Annotated in this window: 20 protein-coding genes; 6 read left to right on the forward strand and 14 right to left on the reverse strand. The window is 61.4% G+C overall.

Annotated elements, in window-relative coordinates:
• Positions 1 to 22: 22 nt before the first annotated feature.
• Positions 23 to 1,213, reverse strand: a complete 1,191-nt coding sequence (gene pobA / locus QOM08_RS06260) for a 4-hydroxybenzoate 3-monooxygenase (protein ID WP_139050987.1) — start codon at positions 1,211 to 1,213, stop codon at positions 23 to 25.
• A 163-nt stretch (positions 1,214 to 1,376) separates the two neighbouring features.
• Here pobA and QOM08_RS06265 point away from each other — a divergent pair, with 163 nt between their 5' ends.
• Entirely contained in the window at positions 1,377 to 2,270 is an 894-nt protein-coding gene (locus QOM08_RS06265) for a helix-turn-helix domain-containing protein (RefSeq protein WP_139050986.1), read from the forward strand.
• Between the two features lie 7 nt (positions 2,271 to 2,277).
• Here QOM08_RS06265 and QOM08_RS06270 read toward each other — a convergent pair whose 3' ends face one another.
• The 6 genes from QOM08_RS06270 to arcD (QOM08_RS06295) all read right to left on the reverse strand — a co-directional run bounded on the left by QOM08_RS06270 (position 2,278) and on the right by arcD (QOM08_RS06295) (position 8,017).
• Positions 2,278 to 2,454 carry a hypothetical protein gene (locus QOM08_RS06270; protein ID WP_188252312.1) on the reverse strand — a complete coding sequence of 59 codons (177 nt, stop codon included), beginning with the start codon at positions 2,452 to 2,454 and terminating at the stop codon, positions 2,278 to 2,280.
• Between the two features lie 231 nt (positions 2,455 to 2,685).
• The gene (locus tag QOM08_RS06275) at positions 2,686 to 3,045 is read right to left on the reverse strand and encodes a DUF5064 family protein (protein WP_316912713.1); all 360 of its coding nucleotides are present in this window, start codon (positions 3,043 to 3,045) and stop codon (positions 2,686 to 2,688) included.
• Positions 3,046 to 3,109: 64 nt separating this feature from the next.
• Entirely contained in the window at positions 3,110 to 4,039 is a 930-nt protein-coding gene (gene arcC, locus QOM08_RS06280) for a carbamate kinase (RefSeq protein ID WP_047228379.1), read from the reverse strand.
• 180 nt (positions 4,040 to 4,219) lie between these two features.
• Positions 4,220 to 5,230, reverse strand: a complete 1,011-nt coding sequence (locus QOM08_RS06285) for an ornithine carbamoyltransferase (RefSeq protein ID WP_047228378.1) — start codon at positions 5,228 to 5,230, stop codon at positions 4,220 to 4,222.
• 71 nt (positions 5,231 to 5,301) lie between these two features.
• Positions 5,302 to 6,558, reverse strand: coding sequence for an arginine deiminase (gene arcA, locus QOM08_RS06290; protein ID WP_076386060.1), 1,257 nt, complete (start codon positions 6,556 to 6,558; stop codon positions 5,302 to 5,304).
• Between the two features lie 31 nt (positions 6,559 to 6,589).
• On the reverse strand, positions 6,590 to 8,017 hold the full coding sequence (arcD, locus tag QOM08_RS06295; protein ID WP_047228376.1) for an arginine-ornithine antiporter: 1,428 nt from the start codon (positions 8,015 to 8,017) through the stop codon (positions 6,590 to 6,592).
• 395 nt (positions 8,018 to 8,412) lie between these two features.
• Between arcD (QOM08_RS06295) and arcD (QOM08_RS06300) the strand changes: the two genes are divergently transcribed.
• Positions 8,413 to 9,840: an arginine-ornithine antiporter gene (arcD, locus tag QOM08_RS06300; RefSeq protein ID WP_047228375.1), complete on the forward strand. Its 1,428-nt coding sequence runs from the start codon at positions 8,413 to 8,415 to the stop codon at positions 9,838 to 9,840.
• A gap of 88 nt (positions 9,841 to 9,928) precedes the next feature.
• Here arcD (QOM08_RS06300) and QOM08_RS06305 read toward each other — a convergent pair whose 3' ends face one another.
• The 7 genes from QOM08_RS06305 to gap form a co-directional block, all read right to left on the reverse strand.
• A complete protein-coding gene (locus QOM08_RS06305; protein ID WP_316912714.1) occupies positions 9,929 to 11,275 on the reverse strand; it encodes a CoA transferase in 1,347 nt (448 codons plus the stop codon).
• Positions 11,276 to 11,302: 27 nt separating this feature from the next.
• Positions 11,303 to 11,737: a YbaN family protein gene (locus QOM08_RS06310; protein WP_107321622.1), complete on the reverse strand. Its 435-nt coding sequence runs from the start codon at positions 11,735 to 11,737 to the stop codon at positions 11,303 to 11,305.
• Positions 11,738 to 11,872: 135 nt separating this feature from the next.
• Positions 11,873 to 12,463, reverse strand: coding sequence for a biliverdin-producing heme oxygenase (locus QOM08_RS06315; protein ID WP_139050982.1), 591 nt, complete (start codon positions 12,461 to 12,463; stop codon positions 11,873 to 11,875).
• Positions 12,464 to 12,630: 167 nt separating this feature from the next.
• Positions 12,631 to 15,225: a TonB-dependent receptor gene (locus QOM08_RS06320; protein WP_316912715.1), complete on the reverse strand. Its 2,595-nt coding sequence runs from the start codon at positions 15,223 to 15,225 to the stop codon at positions 12,631 to 12,633.
• 118 nt (positions 15,226 to 15,343) lie between these two features.
• The gene (locus tag QOM08_RS06325; protein WP_218575611.1) at positions 15,344 to 16,249 is read right to left on the reverse strand and encodes a FecR family protein; all 906 of its coding nucleotides are present in this window, start codon (positions 16,247 to 16,249) and stop codon (positions 15,344 to 15,346) included.
• Positions 16,250 to 16,418: 169 nt separating this feature from the next.
• Positions 16,419 to 16,937 carry an RNA polymerase sigma factor gene (locus tag QOM08_RS06330; RefSeq protein WP_188252316.1) on the reverse strand — a complete coding sequence of 173 codons (519 nt, stop codon included), beginning with the start codon at positions 16,935 to 16,937 and terminating at the stop codon, positions 16,419 to 16,421.
• Between the two features lie 171 nt (positions 16,938 to 17,108).
• Positions 17,109 to 18,110, reverse strand: coding sequence for a type I glyceraldehyde-3-phosphate dehydrogenase (gene gap / locus QOM08_RS06335; RefSeq protein ID WP_047228368.1), 1,002 nt, complete (start codon positions 18,108 to 18,110; stop codon positions 17,109 to 17,111).
• A 219-nt stretch (positions 18,111 to 18,329) separates the two neighbouring features.
• On the opposite strand from gap, the gene edd reads away from it, so the two are divergent.
• From edd to QOM08_RS06355, 4 genes are all read left to right on the forward strand, one after another.
• Entirely contained in the window at positions 18,330 to 20,156 is a 1,827-nt protein-coding gene (gene edd / locus QOM08_RS06340; protein ID WP_047228367.1) for a phosphogluconate dehydratase, read from the forward strand.
• On the forward strand, positions 20,153 to 21,112 hold the full coding sequence (locus QOM08_RS06345; protein ID WP_139050979.1) for a glucokinase: 960 nt from the start codon (positions 20,153 to 20,155) through the stop codon (positions 21,110 to 21,112). Before edd ends, QOM08_RS06345 begins: the two co-directional genes overlap by 4 nt.
• Positions 21,113 to 21,290: 178 nt before the next feature.
• Entirely contained in the window at positions 21,291 to 22,022 is a 732-nt protein-coding gene (locus QOM08_RS06350) for a response regulator (RefSeq protein WP_047228365.1), read from the forward strand.
• Entirely contained in the window at positions 22,012 to 23,481 is a 1,470-nt protein-coding gene (locus QOM08_RS06355) for an ATP-binding protein (RefSeq protein WP_047228364.1), read from the forward strand. Before QOM08_RS06350 ends, QOM08_RS06355 begins: the two co-directional genes overlap by 11 nt.
• Positions 23,482 to 23,526: the final 45 nt, after the last annotated feature.

Below are 23,526 nucleotides of genomic sequence, written 5' to 3' on the forward strand. Positions count from 1 at the left end.
CGCAGTTTAAGTCGATAGCCGGCTATTCGATAGCCTCGTAAGGAAGTCCGACGTAGTTTTCCGCGATGGTTTTTCGACCCGCCTCGGAGTCGACGAAATATTCCAGCTCCGCTTCGCTGATGCGCTGGTTGAAGGCGTCGTCGTCGAAGCGGTGCAGCATGGACGTCATCCACCAGGAGAAACGCTCGGCTTTCCACACCCGTCGCAGGCAAATGGCGGAATATTTTTCCAGCAAGTCCGTACGGCCGTCGCGATAGACCTTGAGCAGAATGTTGAACAGCGTGCTGACGTCGCTGGCCGCCAGGTTCAGCCCCTTGGCGCCGGTGGGCGGAACGATGTGGGCCGCGTCCCCCACCAGGAACATCCGTCCATACTGCATTGGCTCGACCACGAAGCTGCGCAGCGGCGCGATGCTTTTCTCGATGGAGGGACCTGTCACCAGGGCTTGGGCCAGGTCGGCTGGCAGGCGGTTTTTCAGTTCAGACCAGAAGCGCTCGTCCGGCCAATCGGCCACTTGCTCCTCGGCGGGCACTTGCAGGTAATAACGGGTGCGAGTCTTGGAACGCATGCTGCACAGGGCAAAACCGCGTTCGTGACGGGCGTAGACCAACTCCTCGTGAACCGGTGGGGTGTCGGCCAGGATGCCGAGCCAGCCAAACGGGTAGACCCGCTCGAAGACCTTGAGTTTTTCCGCGGGGATCGACTGGCGCGCCACACCATGGAAACCGTCACAACCGGCAATGTAGTCGCAGTCCAGGCGCCAGGTTTGCCCTTGGTGCTCGAAGGTCACGAAGGGGTTGTCGGTCTGCATGTCGTGGGGCTGGGCATCGCCGACCTGATAAAGCGTGCGGGCGCCGGCGGCTTCTCGGGCGGCCATCAGGTCGCGGGTGACTTCGGTCTGGCCGTAGATCATGACGTTTTTACCGCCAGTCAGCCCCTTCAGATCGATGTGCACCCGACGACCGTTGAGCGCCAGCTCAAAGCCGTCATGGGGCAGTCCCTCGGCGTCCATGCGCTGGCCGACGCCGGCCTGGCGCAGCAGTTGGGCCATGCCTTGCTCCAGCACACCGGCGCGGATGCGGCTCAGCACATAGTCCGGGGTCTGGCGTTCGAGGATCACCGTGTCAATTCCAGCGTTGTGCAACAACTGGCCGAGCAGCAGCCCAGAAGGGCCGGCACCGATAATGGCAACTTGGGTCTTGAGGGTTTTCATTGTTGTTATGACTCGCACGAAGCACCTGACCAGGGTCGGTGTTGATTGGGGTGCTTGCATTTTTCGCTTGCGGACCTGTCAATTGAAGGGGAAAACTGAGCCGATACCTGTACTTTCTACCAATCGGTGCGATTATCGCCCGCAACCCAGGCCGATCCTCGTGATGAAAAAAACAGACCTGCCTTCAATCCCGGTATTCAAGCTCTACGGCGAGAGCCAGGATTGGCCGACTCCGGACCTGCTGCACTGTGAAACCATTTCCAAGCGCAGCCGAGAGCACCAATGGGAGATCAAACCCCATCGGCACGCCGATCTCTGTCAGTTGTTGTTTGTCTTCAAGGGCCAGGCGGAGCTGGAAATCGAAGGCCAGCGCACCCGGCTTGACGAGCCGGCGGTGCAGATCCTGCCGCCGTTGTCGGTGCATGGCTTCCGTTTTTCCGAGGATGTGCAGGGTTACGTGGTGACCCTGGCCGCACCGCTGGTGACGCACCTGCAATCGCAGCTGGGTCATTCGGTCAACGTGCTGGCCCAGGCCGAAAGCTACCCGGCCCTGGAAGATGCCGAGTACCTCAATAGCCTGTTCAGCGCCCTGCAGGCTGAATACGGTGGGCATCAGCCGGCCCGGGAAATGCTGATGCATGCCTTGGTCAGCGTGATCATGGTCTGGGTCAGTCGTCAGGTGATGCAGCGGCGCACGCAGGCCCAGCGCCCACAACGCGCGCGGGAGTACCTCAACGGGTTCATTCAGTTGGTGGAAGAAACCTATCGCCAGCATGTCAAGGTCGAAGACCTGGCCCATCGTCTGGGCATCTCCGTGTCGCACCTCAACGGCACCTGTCGGGAACTGGCGGGGCAGCCGGCCCTGCAGATCATGCATGAGCGCCAGCTGCTGGAGGCCAAACGGCTGCTGACGTACACCGGCATGACGATCTACGAGATCTCTGAAATGCTCGGCTTTTCCGACCCGACCAATTTCACCCGGTTGTTTCGCCGGCGGGTTGGCATCTCTCCCAAGGCATTCCGGGACCGGCTCAAGACCGATCAACCGGACGACTGAACACGCCTCAGCGCAAGGCGTTCAGGGTCGCGGTGTGAGGAATGCAGCGTTCGAAGTTGCAACTGGCGTATTCACGCGGCAGTTGCCTGGTCTGTTCGACCCGATAGGCCGCCGTGCCATACAGCGCAAGCGTGGCGGTGCAGGTGACAAAAATGGCGAGGCGTCTTTTTGTTTTGATGTTCATGGCGATGACCTCTGAACGAATACCCGTGGGTACTACTTTCAGCATAGGTCAGCCGTAGCGGGTTGCCAGCCAGTCAGTGGTTTGATGTAACCGATATTCAGGACGCTGATAACCCTTTGTGGGAGCGGGCTTGCTCGCGAATGCGGTGGGTCAGCCCCCATTGATGTTGACTGTTGCACCGCTATCGCGAGCAGGCTCGCTCCCACAGGGAATTGGGGGCTTTGAACCAGGTTACTCCAGGTGTTCAGGCTTCATCGGGTCGCCCGGCTTGACGTCCAGTTGCTTGCGCACGTCTTCGAACATCTCGTCGTAGTACTTGTGCATCGAGCCGATGCTGGCGGTCTTGGGCAGGCCGTATTTCTGGGCGATGCGCGTGGCATGGCGGGCGAAGTCGAAGGCTTGGTCCTTGGCCAGGAAAAATTCTTCGTCCAGGGGCTTGTCTTCAACGGTGCCATGCACCCGGAACGACATGCCCGTGCCCTCTTTTTTGTTCTGGTCGACCTTATAGTCGATGCACAGGTTATAGCTGAAATCATCCTTGTTCAGTGCATGGCGTTCCATGTGCAGGTGACCGGGTTCGAACATGGCCATAAACGACTCTCCTTCGAAGGCGTGGGTGTAGGGCAGACCGCGAATCTGCCCCGCAAGTTTCCTGTTATCGATAAGCGATGCCAAGTTGGGCCGTGCTGATGCGGGTGCCGGCGGTGCCTTGGACGATCGCTTCGATGTCCGAGAGTGAGCCGATCACCGCGACCTTGCCAGTGTTGCGGGCAAATTCGCAGGCGGCCTGGACTTTCGGCCCCATGGAACCGGCGGCGAACCCCAGCTTGTCCATTTCATCGGGGTGGGCCTGGGCAATGGCTTTCTGGGTCGGCTTGCCGAAATCGACAAACGCGGCGTTGACATCGGTGGCAATTACCAACAGATCGCTTTCCAGTTGTTCAGCCAGCAGCGCCGAGCACAAGTCTTTGTCGATCACCGCTTCCACGCCCCGTAGCTTGCCGTCGGCGTCGTACATCGTCGGGATACCACCCCCGCCAGCGCAGATCACGATGCTGCCTTTTTCCAGCAGCCACTTGATCGGGCGGATTTCGAAGATGCGCTTGGGGCGCGGGCTGGCGACCACGCGGCGGAACTTGTCACCATCCGGGGCGATGGACCAGCCTTTTTCGGCCGCGAGTTTTTCCGCCTCAGCCTTTGTGTAGACCGGGCCAATGGGCTTGGTGGGGTTCTGGAAACCTGGGTCGTTGGCGTCCACTTCGACCTGGGTCAACAACGTGGCGAACGGCACTTCGAAGTCCAGCAGGTTGCCCAGTTCCTGTTCGATGATGTAACCGATCATGCCCTCGGTCTCGGCGCCGAGCACGTCCAGCGGATACGGCGAGACCGAGGTGTAGGCCGCGGCCTGCAGCGACAACAGGCCGACCTGGGGGCCATTGCCGTGGGCGATGACCAGCTCGTTGCCGGGGTGGATTTTGGCGATCTGTTCGGTCGCCGTGCGGATGTTGCTGCGTTGATTGTCGGCGGTCATGGGTTCACCCCGACGCAGAAGGGCGTTGCCGCCCAGGGCTACGACGATGCGCATAATGCTGTCCTCTGACAGAGAAATAATGGACGACTCGCTCCCCTTGTGGGAGCTGGCCTGTGGGAGCATGGCTTGCCCGCGATGGCAGCGCCTGGTCCATCAGCTACACCCAGGTGTCTGCATCGCGGGCAAGCCTTGCTCCCACAGTTCTGCTCCAGAACGCGCGAGTTGCCTGAGGTTCTAGATATCCGCCAGCGCCGACACCAGGATCGCCTTGATGGTATGCATGCGGTTTTCCGCTTGCTCGAAGGCGATGTTGGCCGGGGATTCGAACACCTCCTCGGTCACTTCCACGCCATTGGCCAGGTTCGGATAGCGCGCGGCGATGTCCTTGCCGACCTTGGTTTCGCTGTTATGGAACGCCGGCAGGCAGTGCATGAATTTCACCCGCGGGTTGCCCGAGGCCTTCATCATTTGCGCGTTGACCTGGTAGGGCAGCAGTTGCTCGATGCGCTCGTCCCAGGCTTCCACCGGCTCGCCCATGGAGACCCAGATGTCAGTGTGGATGAAGTCCACACCCTTGACGGCTTCCTTCGGGTCCTCGGTGATGGTGATGCGTGCGCCGCTTTCGGCGGCGAAGGCCTGGCACTGGTCGATGAAATCCTGGTGCGGCCACAGGGCCTTTGGCGCACCGATGCGTACGTCCATGCCCAGTTTGGCGCCGATCATCAGCAGCGAATTGCCCATGTTATAGCGGGCATCGCCCAAGTAGGCGTAGCTGATGTCGTGCAGCGGCTTGTCGCTGTGCTCGCGCATGGTCAGGGTGTCGGCGATCATTTGAGTGGGGTGGAATTCAGCGGTCAGGCCGTTGAACACCGGCACGCCAGCGAACTTGGCCAGCTCCTCGACAATCTCCTGCTCGAAGCCGCGATACTCGATGGCGTCGAACATCCGTCCCAGCACCCGGGCGGTGTCTTTCATGCTTTCCTTGTGGCCGATCTGCGACGACACCGGGTCGATGTAGGTGACGTGGGCACCCTGGTCATGGGCCGCGACTTCGAAGGCGCAGCGGGTGCGGGTCGAGGTTTTCTCGAAGATCAGCGCGATGTTCTTGCCCTTGAGGTGTGGCTGCTCGGTGCCGGTGTACTTGGCACGCTTGAGGTCGCGGGACAGGTCCAGCAGATAGTGCAGTTCGCGGTTGGTGTGGTGCATCAAGCTCAGCAGGCTGCGGTTGCGCATGTTGAAAGCCATGATTTGGATCTCCTTGGGTTTCGGTTATCCCCTGGGCCGGTATTGGGTGAATACCGGCCCAGGCTCAAAGGTCAGTAGTCGATCGGGTCGCGAATGATCGGGCAGGTCATGCAGTGACCACCGCCGCGGCCGCGGCCCAGTTCGCTGGCGCTGATGGTGATGACTTCCACCCCGGCCTTGCGCAGCAGGGTGTTGGTGTAGGTGTTGCGGTCGTAGCCGATCACCACGCCCGGTTCCAGGGCCACCACGTTATTGCCGTCGTCCCATTGTTCGCGTTCGGCGGCAAAGCTGTTGCCGCCGGTTTCCACCACCCGCAGCGCCGGCAGCTTGAGGGCCGCGGCGACGGTGTCGAGGAAGCTGCCTTCTTCGCGACGTACATCGATGCCGCCGGGCTTGCTCTCGTCTGGGCGCAGGGAGAAGGCGACGATCTGGCTCACCACTTCCGGGAAAACCGTCACCAGGTCGCGATCGCAGAAGCTGAACACGGTGTCCAGGTGCATGGCGGCGCGGGATTTCGGCAAGCCGGCGACGATCACCCGTTCCACGGCCTTGTGCTTGAACAGGTTCAGCGCCAGTTGACCGATGGCCTGGCGCGATGAGCGTTCGCCCATGCCAATCAGCACGACCCCGTTGCCAATGGGCATCACGTCGCCGCCTTCGAGGGTCGCGTTGCCGTGATCCTGGTCCGGGTCGCCGTACCAGATCTGGAAGTCGGCCTGGGTGAACTCGGGGTGGAACTTGTAGATGGCGCTGGCCAGCAGGGTTTCCTGGCGGCGTGCCGGCCAGTACATCGGGTTCAGCGTCACGCCGCCATAGATCCAGCAAGTGGTGTCGCGGGTGAACTGGGTGTTGGGCAGCGGCGGCAGGATGAAACTTGAGTGCCCGAGAAAGTCGCGGAACATCTGGATGGTTTTCCCGCCGAAGCTGTCCGGCAGGTCATCGGCCGAGACGCCGCCGATCAGGAATTCGGCGATATGGCGTGGCTCCAGGCTGCGCAGCCAGGAACCGACTTCATTCACCAGGCCCAGGCCCACCGAGTTGGCGGTGATCTTGCGCTGCAGGATCCAGTCCAGGGCTTCGGGGATGGCGACGATGTCGGTCAGCAGGTTGTGCATTTCCAGCACGTCGATGTCACGCTCGCGCATCTTGGTGACGAAATCGAAATGATCGCGCTTGGCCTGGTTGACCCAGATTACGTCGTCGAAAAGCAGCTCGTCGCAGTTGTTCGGGGTCAGCCGCTGATGGGCCAGGCCTGGGGAACACACCATGACTTTACGTAATTTACCGGCTTCGGAATGAACGCCGTATTTCACTTTTTCCGTGGTCATTACAAATCCTCCAGTTAAGACAATCAGCCAGCTACAAGGTCAGGAAGCCGTCGTAGAGCCCATAGGCGGCCACCAGGGCGCCTGCGATCACTGCGGCGAAAATCAGCTTCTCGACAGAGGTGAAAATCGGTTTGCCCAGCTCGCGCTTGGCCTTGGCGAACAGGATCGCGCCGGGGGCGTAGAGCAGGGCGGAGAGCAGCAGGTATTTGATCCCGCCGGCATACAGCAGCCACACCGCGTAGATCAGGGCGATAGCCGCCACGGTCAGATCCTTGCGGCGGTCGGCCAGGGCGTTTTCGTAGGTCTCGCCGCGTACCGCCAACAGCACGGCGTAAGCCGCCGACCACAGGTAGGGCACCAGGATCATCGAGGTGGCGAGGTAGATCAGTGACAGGTAAGTGCTGGCCGAGAACAAAGTGATGATCAGGAACAGCTGGACCATCGCATTGGTCAGCCACAGGGCGTTGGCCGGTACGTGGTTGGCGTTCTCCCGGCGCAGGAACTCGGGCATGGTGTGGTCCTTGGCCGCGGCGAACATGATCTCGGCGCACAGCAGCACCCAGGACAGCAGGGCACCGAGCAGCGAGATGATCAGGCCGACGCTGATCAGTACCGCGCCCCAATGGCCGACGACGTGCTCCAGCACGGCGGCCATGGACGGGTTCTGCAACTTTGCAAGTTCAGGTTGGGTCATGATCCCCAGGGACAGCACGTTCACCAGCACCAGAAACAGCAGCACGGTGATGAAACCGATCACGGTCGCCTTGCCTACGTCTGTGCGTTTCTCGGCGCGGGCGGAAAATATGCTCGCCCCTTCAATGCCGATGAACACCCACACGGTGACCAGCATCATGTTGCGCACCTGATTCATCACGCTGCCCAGGTCCGGGTTCTTCAAGCCCCAGATATCGGCGGTGAAGATATCGAGCCTGAAGGCGAACACCGCGATCAGCACGAACAGCAACAGCGGCACCACCTTGGCGATGGTGGTCACCAGGTTGATGAACGCCGCTTCTCTGATGCCCCGCAGGACCAGCCAATGCACCGCCCAGAGCAGCACTGATGCACCGATCACCGCCGCGACGGTATTACCCTCGCCAAACACCGGGAAGAAGTAGCCCAGGGTGCTGAACAACAGCACGAAGTAACCGACGTTGCCCAGCCAAGCGCTGATCCAGTAACCCCAGGCCGACGAGAAGCCCATGTAGTCACCGAACCCGGCCTTGGCATAGGCATATACACCCCCGTCCAGATCGGGTTTACGGTTGGCCAGGGTCTGGAATACGAAAGCCAGGGTCAGCATGCCGACGGCGGTAATGGCCCAGCCGATGAGCACGGCGCCGACATCGGCACTGGCCGCCATATTTTGCGGCAAGGAAAAGATTCCGCCGCCGATCATCGAACCGACGACCAGGGCGACCAGTGCACCCAATCGAAGTTTTGCGGGGGTATCAGACATTTGCGAGACTCCAGCGCAGGAGAAGAGAATCAACAGACTAAGTCGATTTGAAAGTTGAATAGCTGATCTGGATCAGTGCATGACAACATTCCATTGTTAATGAAGGCGTTAACGGCGTCCGTAGGCGTCTGTAGTTGTGCGAAAGGCCCACTCTATGGGCCGTTCGGCAGGGGAATATAAAGTTTCCTTCCCTCGGGATTATTCACGCTAGTTGATTTTCAATGAGTCGCAACTATTTTGTAGGCTGCTGACATGACAAAAATAATCTTGCCACATGGACTTTTTAATTGATGCCATTGGACAATGGTCGGTCCATAAGTATTTGGACTTTTCGTGGATGGCGTTATTCAAAAACGTTATGTCGCTTTATTTACTTATTTAAATAGTGAGAGAACATGCCGCAGCCCATCGAAAAGTTACCCCTCGGCGCCCTGATCGCATTGGTGGTGGGGTCGATGATCGGTGGAGGGATCTTTTCCCTGCCGCAAAACATGGCGGCTCGGGCGGATGTCGGAGCGGTGCTCATTGGCTGGGCCATTACCGCCGTCGGCATGCTGACCCTGGCCTTTGTGTTCCAGACCCTGGCCAATCGCAAGCCGGAACTGGACTCGGGCGTGTATGCCTATGCCAAGGCCGGGTTCGGTGACTACATGGGTTTTTCGTCCGCCTGGGGGTACTGGATCAGCGCCTGGATGGGCAACGTCGGTTACTTCGTGCTGCTGTTCAGTACCTTGGGCTATTTCTTCCCGGTGTTCGGCCAAGGCAATACGCCGGTGGCCATCGGCTGTGCATCGTTGCTGCTGTGGGCGGTGCATTTCCTGGTGCTGCGGGGCATCAGAGAAGCGGCGTTCATCAACCTGGTGACCACCGTGGCCAAGATCGTGCCGCTGTTGATGTTCGTTGTAATGGCCGGGGTGGCCTTCGAGGCCGAGATTTTCACCCGCGATATCTGGGGCACACTGAGCCCGGACCTGGGCAGTGTGATGGACCAGGTCCGGCACATGATGCTGGTCACGGTGTTCGTGTTCATCGGTATCGAAGGCGCCAGTGTGTATTCGGCGCGGGCAGAAAAACGCGCGGACGTAGGGCGTGCGACAGTGATCGGATTCCTCGGGGTGTTGGCGTTGCTGGTGCTGGTGAATGTGCTGTCCCTGGGGGTCATGAGCCAGCCTGAACTGGCGCAGTTGCAGAACCCATCCTTGGCCGGCGTCCTGGAGCATATCGTCGGGCCGTGGGGCGCGTTGCTGATCAGTGTGGGACTGGCGGTGTCACTGCTCGGCGCGCTGCTGTCCTGGGCGTTGTTGTGCGCGGAAATTCTTTACGCCACCGCCCGGGACAAGACCATGCCGGCATTCCTGACCAGGGAAAACGCCAACCATGCGCCGGTCAATGCGCTGTGGCTGACCAATGGCATGATCCAGCTGTTTTTGTTGATCACGCTGTTTTCCGCCGGTACCTACACCAGCCTGATCTATCTCGCCTCGTCGATGATTCTGGTGCCGTATCTGTGGTCGGCGGCCTATGCGGTGCTGCTGTGCGCCCGTGGGGAAACCTATGAACAGGCCTCGGCCCGGCGCATGAAAGACCTGTGCATCGGTGGCGTTGCCCTGTGCTACGCGGTGTGGCTGTTGTATGCCGGTGGCGTGAAATACCTGCTGTTGTCGGCGCTGTTGTATGCCCCCGGGGTGATTCTGTTTGCCCAGGCCAAGCGCGAACAGGGGCAGCCCTTGTTCACTCACGTTGAGAAGGGGGTCTTTGCGTGCGTGATGGCTGGGGCGGGCATGGCGGCTTATGGGTTGTACAGTGGGTTTTTGGCGCTTTGAGGCGAAGGTCACTGTTTGGGGGGAGTTGAGGGGGGCTATGGGAGCGAGCCTTGCTCCCACATAAATCCCCTCGCCACACGGACGGTCGTCACCAACGGGCCCGATGCGCGCCCAATTCCGCCGCCGGCAAGGTCCATTGCAGGGGTGTTCCGGTGATTTTCAAGGGCACCTGCAGACGATGGGCCGGTCCCCACGGCGTCTGTTCGACCACCAGTCCCTGATCATCCTCGGCCTCGGCCCGCAATGAGGTCGGATCCCCCGCGCCACGTTCGATCAAGAGCTTTGCCGTGCGCGCCAGTGACAAGCGTGCCGAGCCGCCCTGGCCGCTCATCAATCGTCGGGACAGCAACACAATCGCGCTGGCGGCCATCAGGTATCCGGTGCCGTGGTCCAGGGCTTGCACCGGCAGCGGGGTTGGCTTGTCTGTGTGTTTCCAGCCCATGCCGGCTTCGGCGATGCCGCTGCTCATTTGCACCAGGCTGTCGAAGCCGCGCCGGTTCTGCCAGGGGCCGCTCCAGCCGTACGCGTTGAGGCTGACATCGATCAGGCCCGGGGCGATTCGCTGGCGTTGTTCTGCACCGTAGCCCAAACGTTCCAGGGCGTCGGCGCGGTAGCCATGCAGGAGGATGTCGGTGTCCTTGAGCAGAGCCTCGAAGGCCACGCGATCTTCAGCTCGGTGCAAATCCAGGCGCGCGCAGCGTTTGCCGAGGGTGACCTCCGGCACCACGCCGGGCTCGTTCCAGGTCGGTGGGTCGATGCGCAGCACGTCGGCTCCCAGGCCTGCGAGGAACCGGCTGGCGATAGGGCCTGCCAGTACGCGGGTCAGATCCAGTACCTTGAGGCCCGCCAGTGGCTGGGTCACGGAGCCGAGCCAGGGCTTGCGCTGCTCTCCAGTCGTTTCACTCAGGTGCACCAGCGGCTCGGCATTGACTGCCAAGCCTTGAGGGTGGGTTTGCCACGCTTGCCATGAACGCATCTCGGCGGCGCAACCGCCCGCCTCGACCACCGACTGCTCCAGCTCGGCCTTGTTCCAGCGGGCCACCCTGGCCGCCATGTCGGCGCGGTCGGTGCAGGTGCCGAGGACTTTTTCCGCAGCAAGGCGATGATGCGGCGCATTGGTGTGCAGGCGAATCCAGCCGTCGGTGGTTGGGTAGTCGCCGGCTACCGGATCCCACATCGGCGGTACGCTCCAGCCGATGGGGCGCAAGGAGGTGGAGAACCAGAACGACGCCAGCCGTCGGTCGACCTCCAGGGCCGGCAGACGGCCGGTTTGCTGGTGGATGAGCTCGGCGGCGGCTTGGCCGGCTGCGGCGATACTGGCGCAGGCCAGCTCCGTGACGGCGAACGCCGACGGCAGGGCGCCGACGCCGGTGAAGGTGATCGGGGTCGTGGGCAAACCAAGCGCGGCTTGCATGGACGTGAGCAGATCTGACATCGAAAGCCCTCCGGAACGAGAGGGCGATCATAGTTCAAAATCGCGTTGGGGGCCGCTTTGCGGCCCAGCGGGAGCAAGCTCCCGCACTTGTTCCGGGCGGAACCAGATCCACAGGTTACCCAGGACCATGCCGGCCAAGGCCAGATACACCGGCCAGCCGTGGTCGAGCATCACCAGCATCAGCCCGGCGCAGAACAGCATGCTGGCGGTGGCACCGACCTTGGTCCGGCGCGGGATGACCTTGCCGTTGCGCCAGTTGTGCAGCATCGGCCCGAACAGCCGGTGATTTTCCAGCCAGGCGCTCAGTCGCGGCGAACTGCGGGTGGCGGCCCAGGCTGCCAACAGGATGAACTCGGTGGTCGGCAGGCCGGGCACGACGATGGCGACCAGGCCGATGGCCAGGCTGGTGTAGGCGAGCAGGGCGAAGAGTAGTTGGGCGGTTTTCGAGGCTGGACAGTTCATGAACTTCTTTCAGGCCTACGCATTTCCTTGTGGGAGCGAGCCTGCTCGCGATAGCTGTGTGCCAGGCGCCATCATTGGAGGCTGACACACCGCAATCGCGAGCAGGCTCGCTCCCACAGGCAGTGGTGGTGAATTTCAGGCCAGTTCAGCTTCATAGGCGTGCTCGAGCAACACCGTAAACCGATTGAAGGCATCCAGCGCGCCTTTGTCCGCTTCGGCTTCCTGCTGTTCAGTGAAGGCCAGGCCGTCGAGGGTGCGGATGAAGGTTTTCCAGCCTTCAGCACGACCGCCGGCAGGTTCTGCCAGGTGCCGAGCGCCGAAGGTTTCGCTCAGGCCCAGGCCGACGGCGCGCTTGATCAAAAATGCAGCACCGAGCTTGGAGCCTTCGGAGACAAACAGCCAACCCAGGGCCTCGGCCTGGGTCGGATTTTTTACCGCGCCGGCTACTGGCGCGGGGACGTCGGTGTCCAGGTCCGCAAGATCTGCCTTGGCCGCTTCTGCCCGGCAACGGGCCGGCAGGTCGGGGATCAGGCTGGACAGTTCGGCGTCGTTGTACAGCGCCACCAGTTCCGATTGGAACAGGTACTGGGCCACGACGAAGCGGGCGAAGTTGGCCTTGGTTTCGAACGGGGCGTGGGCCTTGACCAGTGCATCGAGCCTGCTGTGGGGCTCGTGGGTGATCTGGTTCAAGCGTTGGGAGCGTAAAACGGGGTGTTGGGTAGTCATGAAAAACTCCTTCGAATGAGCACATTGTGGCGAGGGGCTGTGGGAGCAAAGCTTGCTCGCGAACAGGCGCCTCGATTCCTGGAAGACCGCATCACCTTCATCGCGGGCAAGCCTTGCTCCCACATGACGCTCCTCGCCACAGGTATTTGTTTTGCCTGGCAACCGAGTCAGATATCCCAGATCAGATTGACCGCGAAATTACGCCCGGGCTGGGTCAGACGGTCGAGGTTGGCGGGGCTCAGCACCGCTGCTTCGCCAACGCTGTCGTAGCCACGCACGTCATCCCACAGCCAGTACTTCTTGTCGGTGAGGTTGTAGAGACCACCGCTGACGGTGACGTCGTGGGTCACCTTGTAGAAACCGGTCAGGTCGAGGATGCCGAAGCCCGGGGTCTTGAACTGGCTGCTGACGCCATCGGGCGAGTTGAAGTTGCTGTCGTCGACGCGGTCTTTTTTCTTGACCAGGGTCCAGCTGAGCAACGTGCCGAACCGGTCCTGCTCGTAACCCAGGCCGAACACGCCGGTGAGCGGGTTGACGCTGTTGATCGGCTCGCCTGTGTCGTTATTGCGACCGTAGGCATAGGCCACCGAACCTTGGGTGTACAGGCCTTGCGGTGCGCCGAACAGATCCAGGTTCAGGCGTCCCTTGACCTCGGCGCCCTTGATGGTGGCGTGCTTGATGTTGTTGCTCTGGAAGGTCAGCGCATCGGCCCCGGGCGTGATCGCATCTTCGTTGATGAAGTCGCGATACTTGTTGTAGAACACCGCCACATCGAACGAACCGGAGTCGAAACGGCCCCGCAGGCCAGTCTCATAGCTTTTGCTTTTTTCCGGTTCCAGATCGGGGTTGGGTTCCACGCTGTAGCCGGCGCCGGGATTGTCAAAGCGACCATACAACGCCTTGGCGGTTGGCGTGCGGAAGCCTTCGGCGTACTGGCCGTACCAGGTGTACTGGTCGCTCAGGGCGTAGGTCAGGCCGAATTTGGGCGAGACGCGATGCCAGGTCTTGTTCTTGTCGCTGACTTGACCGCCGCTGGTGGGGTCCACGGTGTTGAGGAATGCCTCGGTCAGGTGCGGCTTGAGCCGCGTGTAGTCGTAACGCAGGGCTGGCGTGAAAGTCCATCGGTTCCAACTGATCTGGTCCTGGGCGAACAGGCTGTAGGTGTTGATGGTCGGGTCCGGGAAGTCGCTGGCTTTTTCCAGCACGTCCCGGGTGCTGATGGCACCGACGGCTGAGCAACCCACGCCGACGGCCAGACAGACGCCATTGCCACTGCGCGAACCGGTGACTTTCTGCTGCTTGATCGTGGTGCCGTAGGTCAGCGCGTGATCGGTGTCGGCGAGGCTGAAGGCCTTGTCCAACTGGGCGTCGAGAACCCACTGTTTTTCTTCGTAGAGGGTCTCTCGTGTGCGTAGCACCTGGCGGGTGATGGGGAAGTAAAACTCGGCGGTGCTCTGGTCGGTCTTGGCGATCTGGTGGTTCAGGCTCCACTTCACGTGGTCGGCCAGCAGGCTGTCGAGGGCGAAGCTGTGCTCCAGGCCGAAGCGCTCGCGGCTGATGGTGTCGTTACCGGTGCGCCACTGATACATGCCGCCGGGCAATACAAAGTCAGGAATTGCCGGCTGGCCGTCGGAGTAGGGGCCGCCATAGGCACTTTTCAGATCGGTGTCCCGGCCATCCTTGTACTTCTCGTAGACCAGGCCCAGGCGCGAATCATCGTTGTAGTTCCAGCCGAGCTTGGCCAGCACATTGTGGGTGCGCACGTCTTCAGGGTTGGCCGCGGTGCGGTCCAGGCCGGTGCCGTTGTTATTGCCATAGGATTGGGTTTCATGACCGTCGCGCTGGCTGTAATGCAACAGGCCGTCGAACGGCCCACTGCGACCTGCGAGGGTGGCGGATTTGAGCCAGCTTTCGTCGGCGGAGCTGTAGCCGGTCTTCAGGCGGGCGCCGACGTCGTTACCCGGTTTGATGATGTCGTCCGGATCAAGGGTGAAATAGCTGACGGCGCCGCCGATGGCATTGCTGCCGTACAGCACCGAGGCCGGGCCGCGGAGGATCTCCACGCGCTTGACGATTTCCGGGTCCACGTAATTGCGCTGGGTCTTGGCGTACGGGCCGTTGAAGAAACCCCCGGGAATTTCCACACCGTCGACCTGCGTCAGCACCCGGTTGCCGTCGATTCCGCGAATGTTGTAGCCGCTGATGCCGCCGCGCTGGCCTGCCCCACCCACTGAAACGCCGGGTTCATAGCGCACCAGATCCTTGAGGGTGTTGACGTTGTTGCGGTCCAGTTCCTGCCGGTCGTGGACGCTGACGCTGCTGGGTACGCTGACGATGTCCTGTTCCTGGCGTGTGGCGCTGATCGTCACCTGTTGCAGGTTCAGTACGCTGCTGGTGCTGTGCTTTTGCAGAACAATGCTGGTGTTGCCCAGTTTGCGGTAGCTCAGGTTGGTCCCCACCAACAGGCGCTCCAGGGCTTTTTCCGCTGGCAGCGAGCCGTTGACGCCAGGCGACGCGACGCCTTCGGCCAGTTCTGCGGGCAAGCCGACCTGCCAGCCCGTGACCGCGGTGAACGCATTCAGTGCCGAGACCAGCGGTTGCTGGGCAATGGTAAAGGTGTAATCACCGATATTGCGCGCAGGCGGCTGCACGGTGGTGGCGGCGAGGGCGGTCGGCGCGGTGCCGGCGATCAGGATGGCGGCGGTCAGCAATGACAGTGTGCACGCAGGGGCAAGGGACCGGCGGGTAAGGCGAGAGGACATCGATAGCGCTCCGTGTCGCATCTGTTATAGGTGCAGATGATGTCGCTGGATGCGAATCAATTGCATTGGCTATAACGAGACGAACCAGCGAAGCCTATCGAGTAAAAATAATTCTCATTTAGTTCAGGATCACCAGCGCCGGGAATTCCTGGAGGCGCGCAGAGGTGATGTGGGCCAGAGAACGGACCACGTCCAGCGGCTGATCGAGGCGATAATTGCCGGTCACTGCAACCTGGGCCAACTGTTCATTGTTGTTGATGATCCAGCCAGGGTAGTAGCGTCGCAGCTCGGCCAGTACCTGGTTCAGCGGTCGATTCTCGAACACCAGTCGTCCCTGGACCCACGCCAGATCGGTGCTGGCATCCATCCGTGCAGGGCGGTCGAAGCCGTTGGGGCCGATGCGGATGCTTTCCCCGGCCGACAGCCTGACATGGGCGTCATAACGCGTGGCCCGCAAATCCACATCACCGCGCTGCACCTGCACTTGCGTCACGCCATCGAGGTAGCGCACCGCGAAGGTGGTGTTGCTGACGCTGGCGATGACCGGCCCGGCGTCGATTTGCAGAGGCAGGGTGCGTGTGTCCGGGACTTCGAAAAACGCCTCGCCTTTGTACAACCGAGCTATGTGCCGTTGGTCGTTGAACGTGCTGGAAAAGGCCGAGTCGGTGTTGAGCAGGACCTTGGAGCCATCCTCCAGTTGCAGGCGCTGGCGTTCACCGACCACGGTCAGGTGATCGGCCTGCAGACGCAGGGGCAGGTCGCTGAAGTTGAACAGGCCCAGAAACAGCACGGCAGCGGTGGCCAAGGGTTTCCAATGGGCGCGCAAGCGTGACAGTGCACTGGCTTGGGGGCGGCCTTTGAGTTGCCGGGCGCTTTGCATCACTTGCGGGCCGTTCCAGATCGCCTGGGCCCGCTTGAATGCCTGACCATGGCGCGGATCGGCCGCCAGCCAGGCCTGGAACTGCCGGGTCTGCTCCTCGCTGGGGTTGTCCAGCAGAATGAGCCAGTCCAGCGCCTGTTCCATGGCATGGGCGGTGTCCTGCGCCGCAGCGTGCTCAGGGGCACGTTGTTTGTCTGTCACGGTGGTTCCTCGCAGTGTCTTTTGCACGGCTATTTAGCGTCAGCGACCAAGCCTAGCAGGGTCGCAGGCCAGCGCAATCGGCGACGGCCTCTTAGAGAAAATCCTTACAGGTTCAGTCGCCACCAAGGCGTTCGGCCACGCCCACACAGATCGCCATGATCAGCTTCAGTTCCTTCTGCACGGTGCTCAGCGACACGTCCAGCCGTTTAGCGATGTCCTGGTAACTGTGACCGTGCAACCGGCTGAGGATAAAAATCTGCTGCTGTCGCGGGCTCAGCGCTTGCAGGCGGAGATTGAGGCGTTCGAGCATCTGCTCGGCATGGGCCGCGTCTTCGGCGCTGCTTTGGGGGGCGGCCACGTTGTGGACAACTTCCTGCGGCACGTCGTCCAGCAGGGTCCGGGACTGAATACGCCGCGCACGCAAGTGGTCCAGCGCCAGGTTGCGGGCGGTCTGGAAAACGAAGGGTTCGAGGTGCTCGACCGTGCGCTCGCCCAAGGCGCGAGTGACACGCAGGTAGGTTTCCTGAAGCAGGTCTTCGGCGGTGCTGGGGTTGTTGACCATGCGCTGGAGGGTGCGCAGCAGTGGCGTGCGCTGGGCAAGGAAGACGTGATGAAAGCGCGATTGACTCACGGTAGGGCCCGATTCGATTTGACTAGATGATAATGCTTATCATCTAGTTGATGGGTCAAGCCCTCATTTCACCACCCCGATTCCATGTGGGGAGCAAGCCTTGGAAGCAGGCCTGTGGAAGCAAACCTGTGGGAGCAAAGCTTGCTCCCACATTACCGGCTGCGCGGTGAGTTACTCGGCGTTACACAACGCCAGGCAGTTATCCAGCATGCGGTTGGAGAAGCCCCATTCGTTGTCATACCAGGCCAGTACCTTGAGCAGCTTGCCGCTGGCCTTGGTGTGGTTGGCGTCGAAGATCGACGACAGCGGGTTGTGGTTGAAATCGCTGGAGACCAGCGGCAGGGTGTTGTAGCCGAGAATCTTCGAATGCTGGCTAGCCTGGCGCAGCAGTTCGTTGACTTCTTCGGCCGACGCTTCACGCTTGAGCTGCACGGTCAAATCCACCAGCGACACGTTGATCACCGGCACGCGCACGGCCATGCCGGTCAGCTTGCCCGCCAGTTCCGGCAGCACCAGGCCCACCGCCTCGGCGGCACCGGTCTTGCTCGGGATCATGTTCTGCGTGGCCGAACGGGCGCGGTATGGGTCGCTGTGGTAGACGTCGGTCAGGTTCTGGTCATTGGTGTAGGCATGGATCGTGGTCATCAGGCCGCTTTCGATGCCCAGCTCGCGGTGCAGCACCTGGGCCACCGGGGCCAGGCAGTTGGTGGTGCACGAAGCGTTGGAGATGATCTGGTGGGACTGGCGCAGGATGTCGTGGTTCACGCCATACACTACGGTGGCGTCGGCACCCTTGGCCGGGGCCGAAATGATCACCTTGCGGGCGCCGGCGCTGATATGGGCGGCGGCCTTGGCGCGGTCGGTGAACAAACCGGTGCATTCGAACACGACGTCGATTTTTTCGGCGGCCCAGGGCAGTTCGGCCGGGTTGCGGATGGCGCTGACCGAGATACGGTCACCATTGACCGTCAGGCTTTCGTGATCGTGCTGCACGTCGGCATCGAAGGTGCCGTGAACCGTGTCGAACTTGAGCAGATGAGCATTGATTGCGCTGTCGCCCAGGTCGTTGATGGCGACGATCTGCAAGTCGCGACGATAACCTTGGGTATACAGTGCACGGAGGACGTTGCGGCCGATGCGGCCAAAACCATTGATTGCGATTCGAAGAGTCATTAACTGCGCCGCCGTCGATTTGTTGTTGGAATTACAAGATTATTCGCATAAAAATAGAAAACAAGCCTTTTTAGTGGCAATATTTTGTTTTATCTACAACGAGTGACCTGAATCAACTGGTCCGAATGGTCAAGAAATCCGCTGTTGCCCAATGCGTGGCGGGGTTTTGACCAGCATAGACAATCAGGTCGCCACACCCGTTAGCCTGGAGTTCTACACATGCATCCCCGCGTACTTGAGGTCACCGAACGGCTTATCGCCCGCAGCCGCGCCACGCGTCAGGCTTACCTTGCATTGATCCGCGGTGCAGCCAGCGACGGTCCGATGCGCGGTAAGTTGCAATGCGCCAACTTCGCCCACGGCGTGGCCGGTTGCGGTACCGAGGACAAGCACCACCTGCGGATGATGAACGCCGCCAACATCGCCATCGTGTCTTCCTACAACGACATGCTCTCGGCCCACCAGCCCTACGAAACCTTCCCGGAACAGATCAAGAAAGCCTTGCGCGAGATCGGCTCGGTCGGCCAGTTCGCCGGTGGCACGCCGGCCATGTGCGATGGCGTGACCCAAGGTGAGGCGGGGATGGAACTGAGCCTGCCGAGCCGCGAAGTGATCGCGCTGTCGACGGCGGTCGCGTTGTCCCACAACATGTTCGACGGCGCACTGATGCTCGGCATCTGTGACAAGATCGTGCCAGGCCTGATGATGGGCGCGCTGCGTTTCGGTCATTTGCCGACGATTTTCGTGCCAGGCGGGCCCATGGTCTCAGGCATTTCCAACAAGCAGAAAGCCGACGTGCGCCAGCGCTATGCCGAGGGCAAGGCCACCCGCGAAGAGCTGCTGGAGTCGGAGATGAAGTCCTACCACAGCCCCGGCACCTGCACCTTCTACGGCACGGCCAACACCAACCAGTTGTTGATGGAGGTAATGGGCCTGCACTTGCCGGGTGCCTCGTTCGTCAACCCGAACACGCCGTTGCGTGATGCGCTGACTCGCGAAGCGGCGTTCCAGGTCACGCGCCTGACCAAGCAGAGCGGCAACTTCATGCCCATCGGCGAAATCGTCGACGAGCGGTCGCTGGTCAATTCCGTTGTCGCGCTGCACGCCACCGGCGGTTCCACCAATCACACCTTGCACATGCCGGCCATTGCCATGGCCGCAGGCATCCAGCTGACCTGGCAGGACATGGCCGACCTCTCCGAGGTGGTGCCGACCCTGAGTCACGTCTATCCGAACGGCAAGGCCGACATCAACCACTTCCAGGCGGCGGGCGGCATGTCGTTCCTGATCCGCGAATTGCTGGAAGCCGGCTTGCTCCACGAAAACGTCAACACCGTGCTGGGTCACGGCCTGAGCCGCTACACCCAGGAACCGTTTCTCGAAGACGGCGAGCTGGTATGGCGCGAAGGCCCGATCGAAAGCCTCGATGAAAACATCCTGCGCCCGGTGGCCCGCGCGTTCTCGGCCGAGGGCGGGTTGCGGGTGATGGAAGGCAACCTGGGGCGCGGCGTGATGAAAGTCTCGGCGGTGGCCCTGGAAAACCAGGTCGTCGAAGCCCCGGCCATGGTCTTTCAGGATCAACAGGACCTGGCCGATGCGTTCAAGGCCGGCCTGCTGGAAAAAGATTTTGTCGCGGTGATGCGCTTCCAGGGCCCGCGCTCCAATGGCATGCCGGAGCTGCACAAGATGACACCGTTCCTCGGTGTATTGCAGGATCGCGGTTTCAAAGTGGCGTTGGTGACGGACGGACGCATGTCCGGCGCGTCGGGGAAAATTCCGGCGGCTATCCACGTCAGCCCCGAAGCCTACGTTGGCGGCGCATTGGCCCGCGTGCAGGAGGGCGATATCATCCGCGTCGATGGCGTCAAAGGCACCTTGGAGTTGAAGGTGGACGCCGAGGAATTCGCCGCACGCACACCGGCCAAGGGTTTGTTGGGCAACAACATTGGCACCGGTCGCGAGCTGTTTGGTTTCATGCGCATGGCCTTCAGCTCGGCAGAGCAGGGCGCCAGCGCCTTCACTTCTGCCCTGGAGACGCTTAATTGAAACTGGCTTTGGTCGGTGACATCGGTGGGACCAATGCGCGGTTCGCCTTGTGGAAGAACCACAACCTGGAAAATATCCAGGTGCTGGCGACCGCGGATTACGCCTGCCCCGAAGATGCCATCAAGGTTTACCTGAGCGGCGTGGGCCTGAAGCCGGGTTCGATCGGTTCGGTGTGCCTGTCCGTGGCGGGGCCGGTCAGCGGCGATGAGTTTCGCTTCACCAACAATCACTGGCGCCTGAGCAATCTGGCCTTTTGCAAGACCCTTGAGGTCGAGAAGCTGCTGCTGGTCAATGACTTTTCGGCCATGGCCCTGGGCATGACGTGCTTGCGTCCCGATGAATACCGGGTTGTCTGCGAGGGCACGCCGGAGCCGTTGCGTCCGGCGGTGGTGATCGGTCCTGGCACCGGGCTGGGTGTGGGCACGTTGCTGGATTTGGGCGGCGGTCGTTTTGCGGCATTGCCGGGGGAGGGGGGCCATGTCGACCTGCCCATGAGCAGCCCGCGGGAAACCCAGCTGTGGCAGCACATCTACAACGAGATCGGTCATGTCAGTGCCGAAACCGCCCTGAGCGGCAGTGGGTTACCTCGGGTGTACCGCGCCATCTGCGCGGTGGATGGCCATACGCCGGTGCTCGACACGCCCGAATCCATCACCGCCGCCGGCCTGGCCGGAGACCCCATTGCCCTGGAAGTGCTCGAGCAATTCTGCCGCTGGCTGGGGCGAGTGGCCGGTAACAATGTGCTGACGGTGGGTGGGCGTGGCGGTGTATACATCGTCGGCGGGGTGGTCCCGCGCTTTGCCGACTTCTTCCTCGAAAGCGGTTTCGCCCGTTGCTTCGCCGACAAGGGCTGCATGAGCGATTATTTCAAGGGCATTCCGGTCTGGCTGGTGACGGCACCGTATTCCGGGCTGATGGGCGCGGGTGTGGCGTTGGAGCAGTCGACTCCAGTTTGAAATGTGATCCCCTGTGGGAGCGAGCTTGCTCGCGATGACGGAGTGTCAGTCGCCATTGATGTTGACTGATACACCGCTATCGCGAGCAAGCTCGCTCCCACAGGGGTTTTGTAGTGTGTTTGTAGTCCTCATCCATCAGGCATAATCGCCCCAACCCAAACAACAAGGACGAGGCCCCGTGAGTTCAGTGAACAAATCGATTTTGTTGGTCGACGACGACCAGGAGATTCGCGAGCTGCTGGACACTTACCTCAGTCGCGCGGGTTTTCAGGTACGTACTACCCCTGATGGCGCCGGGTTTCGCCAGGCACTTAACGAAGCAGCCAGCGATCTGGTGATCCTCGACGTGATGTTGCCCGACGAGGACGGCTTCAGCCTTTGCCGCTGGGTTCGTCAGCACCCGCGCCAGGCCCACGTACCGATCATCATGCTCACGGCCAGTTCCGACGAGGCCGACCGGGTTATCGGCCTTGAGCTGGGAGCCGATGATTACCTGGGCAAACCTTTCAGTCCGCGTGAACTCCAGGCGCGCATCAAGGCGCTGTTGCGTCGTGCGCAGTTTGGCCAGGAACGCTCCGGCGGCGAAGTGTTGGCCTTCGACGAGTGGCGGCTGGACATGGTCAGCCATCGGCTGTTCCACACCGACGGCGAAGAAGTGATCCTCTCCGGCGCCGATTTCGCCTTGCTCAAGCTGTTTCTTGACCATCCCCAGGAAATCCTCGACCGCGACACCATTGGCAACGCCACTCGCGGTCGGGAGTTGATGCCCCTGGACCGAATCGTCGACATGGCGGTCAGTCGTCTGCGCCAGCGCCTGCGTGACACCGACAAGCCACCACGGTTGATCCGCACGGTGCGCGGCAGTGGTTATCAACTGGCGGCCAGTGTGATTGCCAGCAATGGTCATTGATTGGATCAAGAAAATAGCCCGACGGGTGCCGGTGCCGCGTTCGTTGCTTGGAAGAATGCTGCTGCTGACCCTGCTGGTGGTGCTGTTCGCCCAGACCTTGTCCAGCCTGATCTGGGTCTCGCAACTGCGCGCCACCCAGCTCGAAGGCCTGGTCACCAGCGCCCGTAGCCTGGCTCATTCGATGACCGCCAGTGTCAGCTATCTGCGCTCGTTGCCGGTGGCTTACCGGCCATTGGTGCTGGATCAATTGCGCAGCATGGGCGGCACGCGGTTTGTCGTCACGCTCAACGACAAACCCCTGGGCATGGACGTGCTGCCGGTTACGCCGCGCAAGCTGGCGGTGCTCAAGGCGGTGGATGACGTACTGCGAAAATCCCTGGGCAACAGCGCCGACATCTCGGTGAAGTTTGTCAGCCCCGAAGACCTGCGGATTTTCAACGGCGGCCTGAAGCTTGATGAATTGCCGCGCTCCTGGGCCCACTACGCCTTGACCCTGGAGCCGGTGAACCCGCCGGTGCTGGTCACGCAAATCCAGATGGCGCCGGGCGAATGGCTGTACATCGCTTCGCTGCTCCCAGAGCCCTACACCAGCCTTGAAGAGCAGAGCCTGCCGACGCAGCAGGTCGGTTTCATCGTGCTGACCAGCAGCCTGTTGTTGCTGTTCATCGGTTTGCTGGTGCATTGGCAGAGCCGGCCCCTCAAACGCCTGGCCCGCGCGGCACGCGACATGTCCCTGGGCGCCGAAGTGGAACCGGTAGCTGAAGGCGGCGGCAGCGAAGTGGTGGAAGTGGGCAGGGCATTCAATGCCATGCGTGAACGCATCAGCCGTTACCTGACCGAACGCAGCCAATTGTTCAGCGCGATTTCCCATGACCTGCGCACGCCGATCACGCGGCTGCGCTTGCGGGTCGAACTGCTGGAGGACGAAAACCTGCAGGCCAAGTTCGGCCGCGACCTGGACGAACTGGAGTTATTGGTCAAAGGTGCGTTGCAATGTGTCAAGGACACCGACATTCACGAAAACATCGAGCCGGTGGACCTCAACCATGTGCTCGATTGCCTGGTCGAACCGTACCTGGCGCCCAACGGCAATGGCCGGGTAACCCAGGATGGCCGCGCGTTGGCGCCGTATCCCGGCAAGCCGCTGGCCCTCAAGCGCTGCATCGGTAACCTGATCGACAATGCGCTGAAGTACGGGCAAAACGCCCACCTGCACATCGATGACGATGACACCGCGTTCATCCTGCACGTCGACGACGAGGGGCCAGGTGTGCCGGAGCAACGTCTGGAGCAAGTCTTCGAACCGCACTTTCGCCTGGCCGGGCAGCAGCAGGGCTATGGCCTGGGCCTGGGCATCGCCCGCAACATCGCCCATAGCCATGGCGGCGAAGTCAGCCTGCAGAACCTGCGCGAGGGTGGGTTGCGGGTGACGTTGCAGTTGCCTCGCAGTGTGGATTAGCCGGACCGCGTTCTCGTTGATCGCGAGCAGGCTCGCTCCCACAGG

The organism is Pseudomonas sp. P105, from assembly GCF_032614175.1.
Taxonomy (GTDB): Bacteria; Pseudomonadota; Gammaproteobacteria; order Pseudomonadales; family Pseudomonadaceae; genus Aquipseudomonas; species Aquipseudomonas rhizophila.

Coding starts and splice junctions, on each gene's coding strand:
- pobA (WP_139050987.1), bottom strand. CDS start 1,213: ATGAAAACCCTCAAGACCCAAGTTGCCATTATCGGTGCCGGCCCTTCT.
- QOM08_RS06265 (WP_139050986.1), top strand. CDS start 1,377: ATGAAAAAAACAGACCTGCCTTCAATCCCGGTATTCAAGCTCTACGGC.
- QOM08_RS06270 (WP_188252312.1), bottom strand. CDS start 2,454: ATGAACATCAAAACAAAAAGACGCCTCGCCATTTTTGTCACCTGCACC.
- QOM08_RS06275 (WP_316912713.1), bottom strand. CDS start 3,045: ATGGCCATGTTCGAACCCGGTCACCTGCACATGGAACGCCATGCACTG.
- arcC (WP_047228379.1), bottom strand. CDS start 4,039: ATGCGCATCGTCGTAGCCCTGGGCGGCAACGCCCTTCTGCGTCGGGGT.
- QOM08_RS06285 (WP_047228378.1), bottom strand. CDS start 5,230: ATGGCTTTCAACATGCGCAACCGCAGCCTGCTGAGCTTGATGCACCAC.
- arcA (WP_076386060.1), bottom strand. CDS start 6,558: ATGACCACGGAAAAAGTGAAATACGGCGTTCATTCCGAAGCCGGTAAA.
- arcD (WP_047228376.1), bottom strand. CDS start 8,017: ATGTCTGATACCCCCGCAAAACTTCGATTGGGTGCACTGGTCGCCCTG.
- arcD (WP_047228375.1), top strand. CDS start 8,413: ATGCCGCAGCCCATCGAAAAGTTACCCCTCGGCGCCCTGATCGCATTG.
- QOM08_RS06305 (WP_316912714.1), bottom strand. CDS start 11,275: ATGTCAGATCTGCTCACGTCCATGCAAGCCGCGCTTGGTTTGCCCACG.
- QOM08_RS06310 (WP_107321622.1), bottom strand. CDS start 11,737: ATGAACTGTCCAGCCTCGAAAACCGCCCAACTACTCTTCGCCCTGCTC.
- QOM08_RS06315 (WP_139050982.1), bottom strand. CDS start 12,463: ATGACTACCCAACACCCCGTTTTACGCTCCCAACGCTTGAACCAGATC.
- QOM08_RS06320 (WP_316912715.1), bottom strand. CDS start 15,225: ATGTCCTCTCGCCTTACCCGCCGGTCCCTTGCCCCTGCGTGCACACTG.
- QOM08_RS06325 (WP_218575611.1), bottom strand. CDS start 16,249: ATGGAACAGGCGCTGGACTGGCTCATTCTGCTGGACAACCCCAGCGAG.
- gap (WP_047228368.1), bottom strand. CDS start 18,110: ATGACTCTTCGAATCGCAATCAATGGTTTTGGCCGCATCGGCCGCAAC.
- edd (WP_047228367.1), top strand. CDS start 18,330: ATGCATCCCCGCGTACTTGAGGTCACCGAACGGCTTATCGCCCGCAGC.
- QOM08_RS06355 (WP_047228364.1), top strand. CDS start 22,012: ATGGTCATTGATTGGATCAAGAAAATAGCCCGACGGGTGCCGGTGCCG.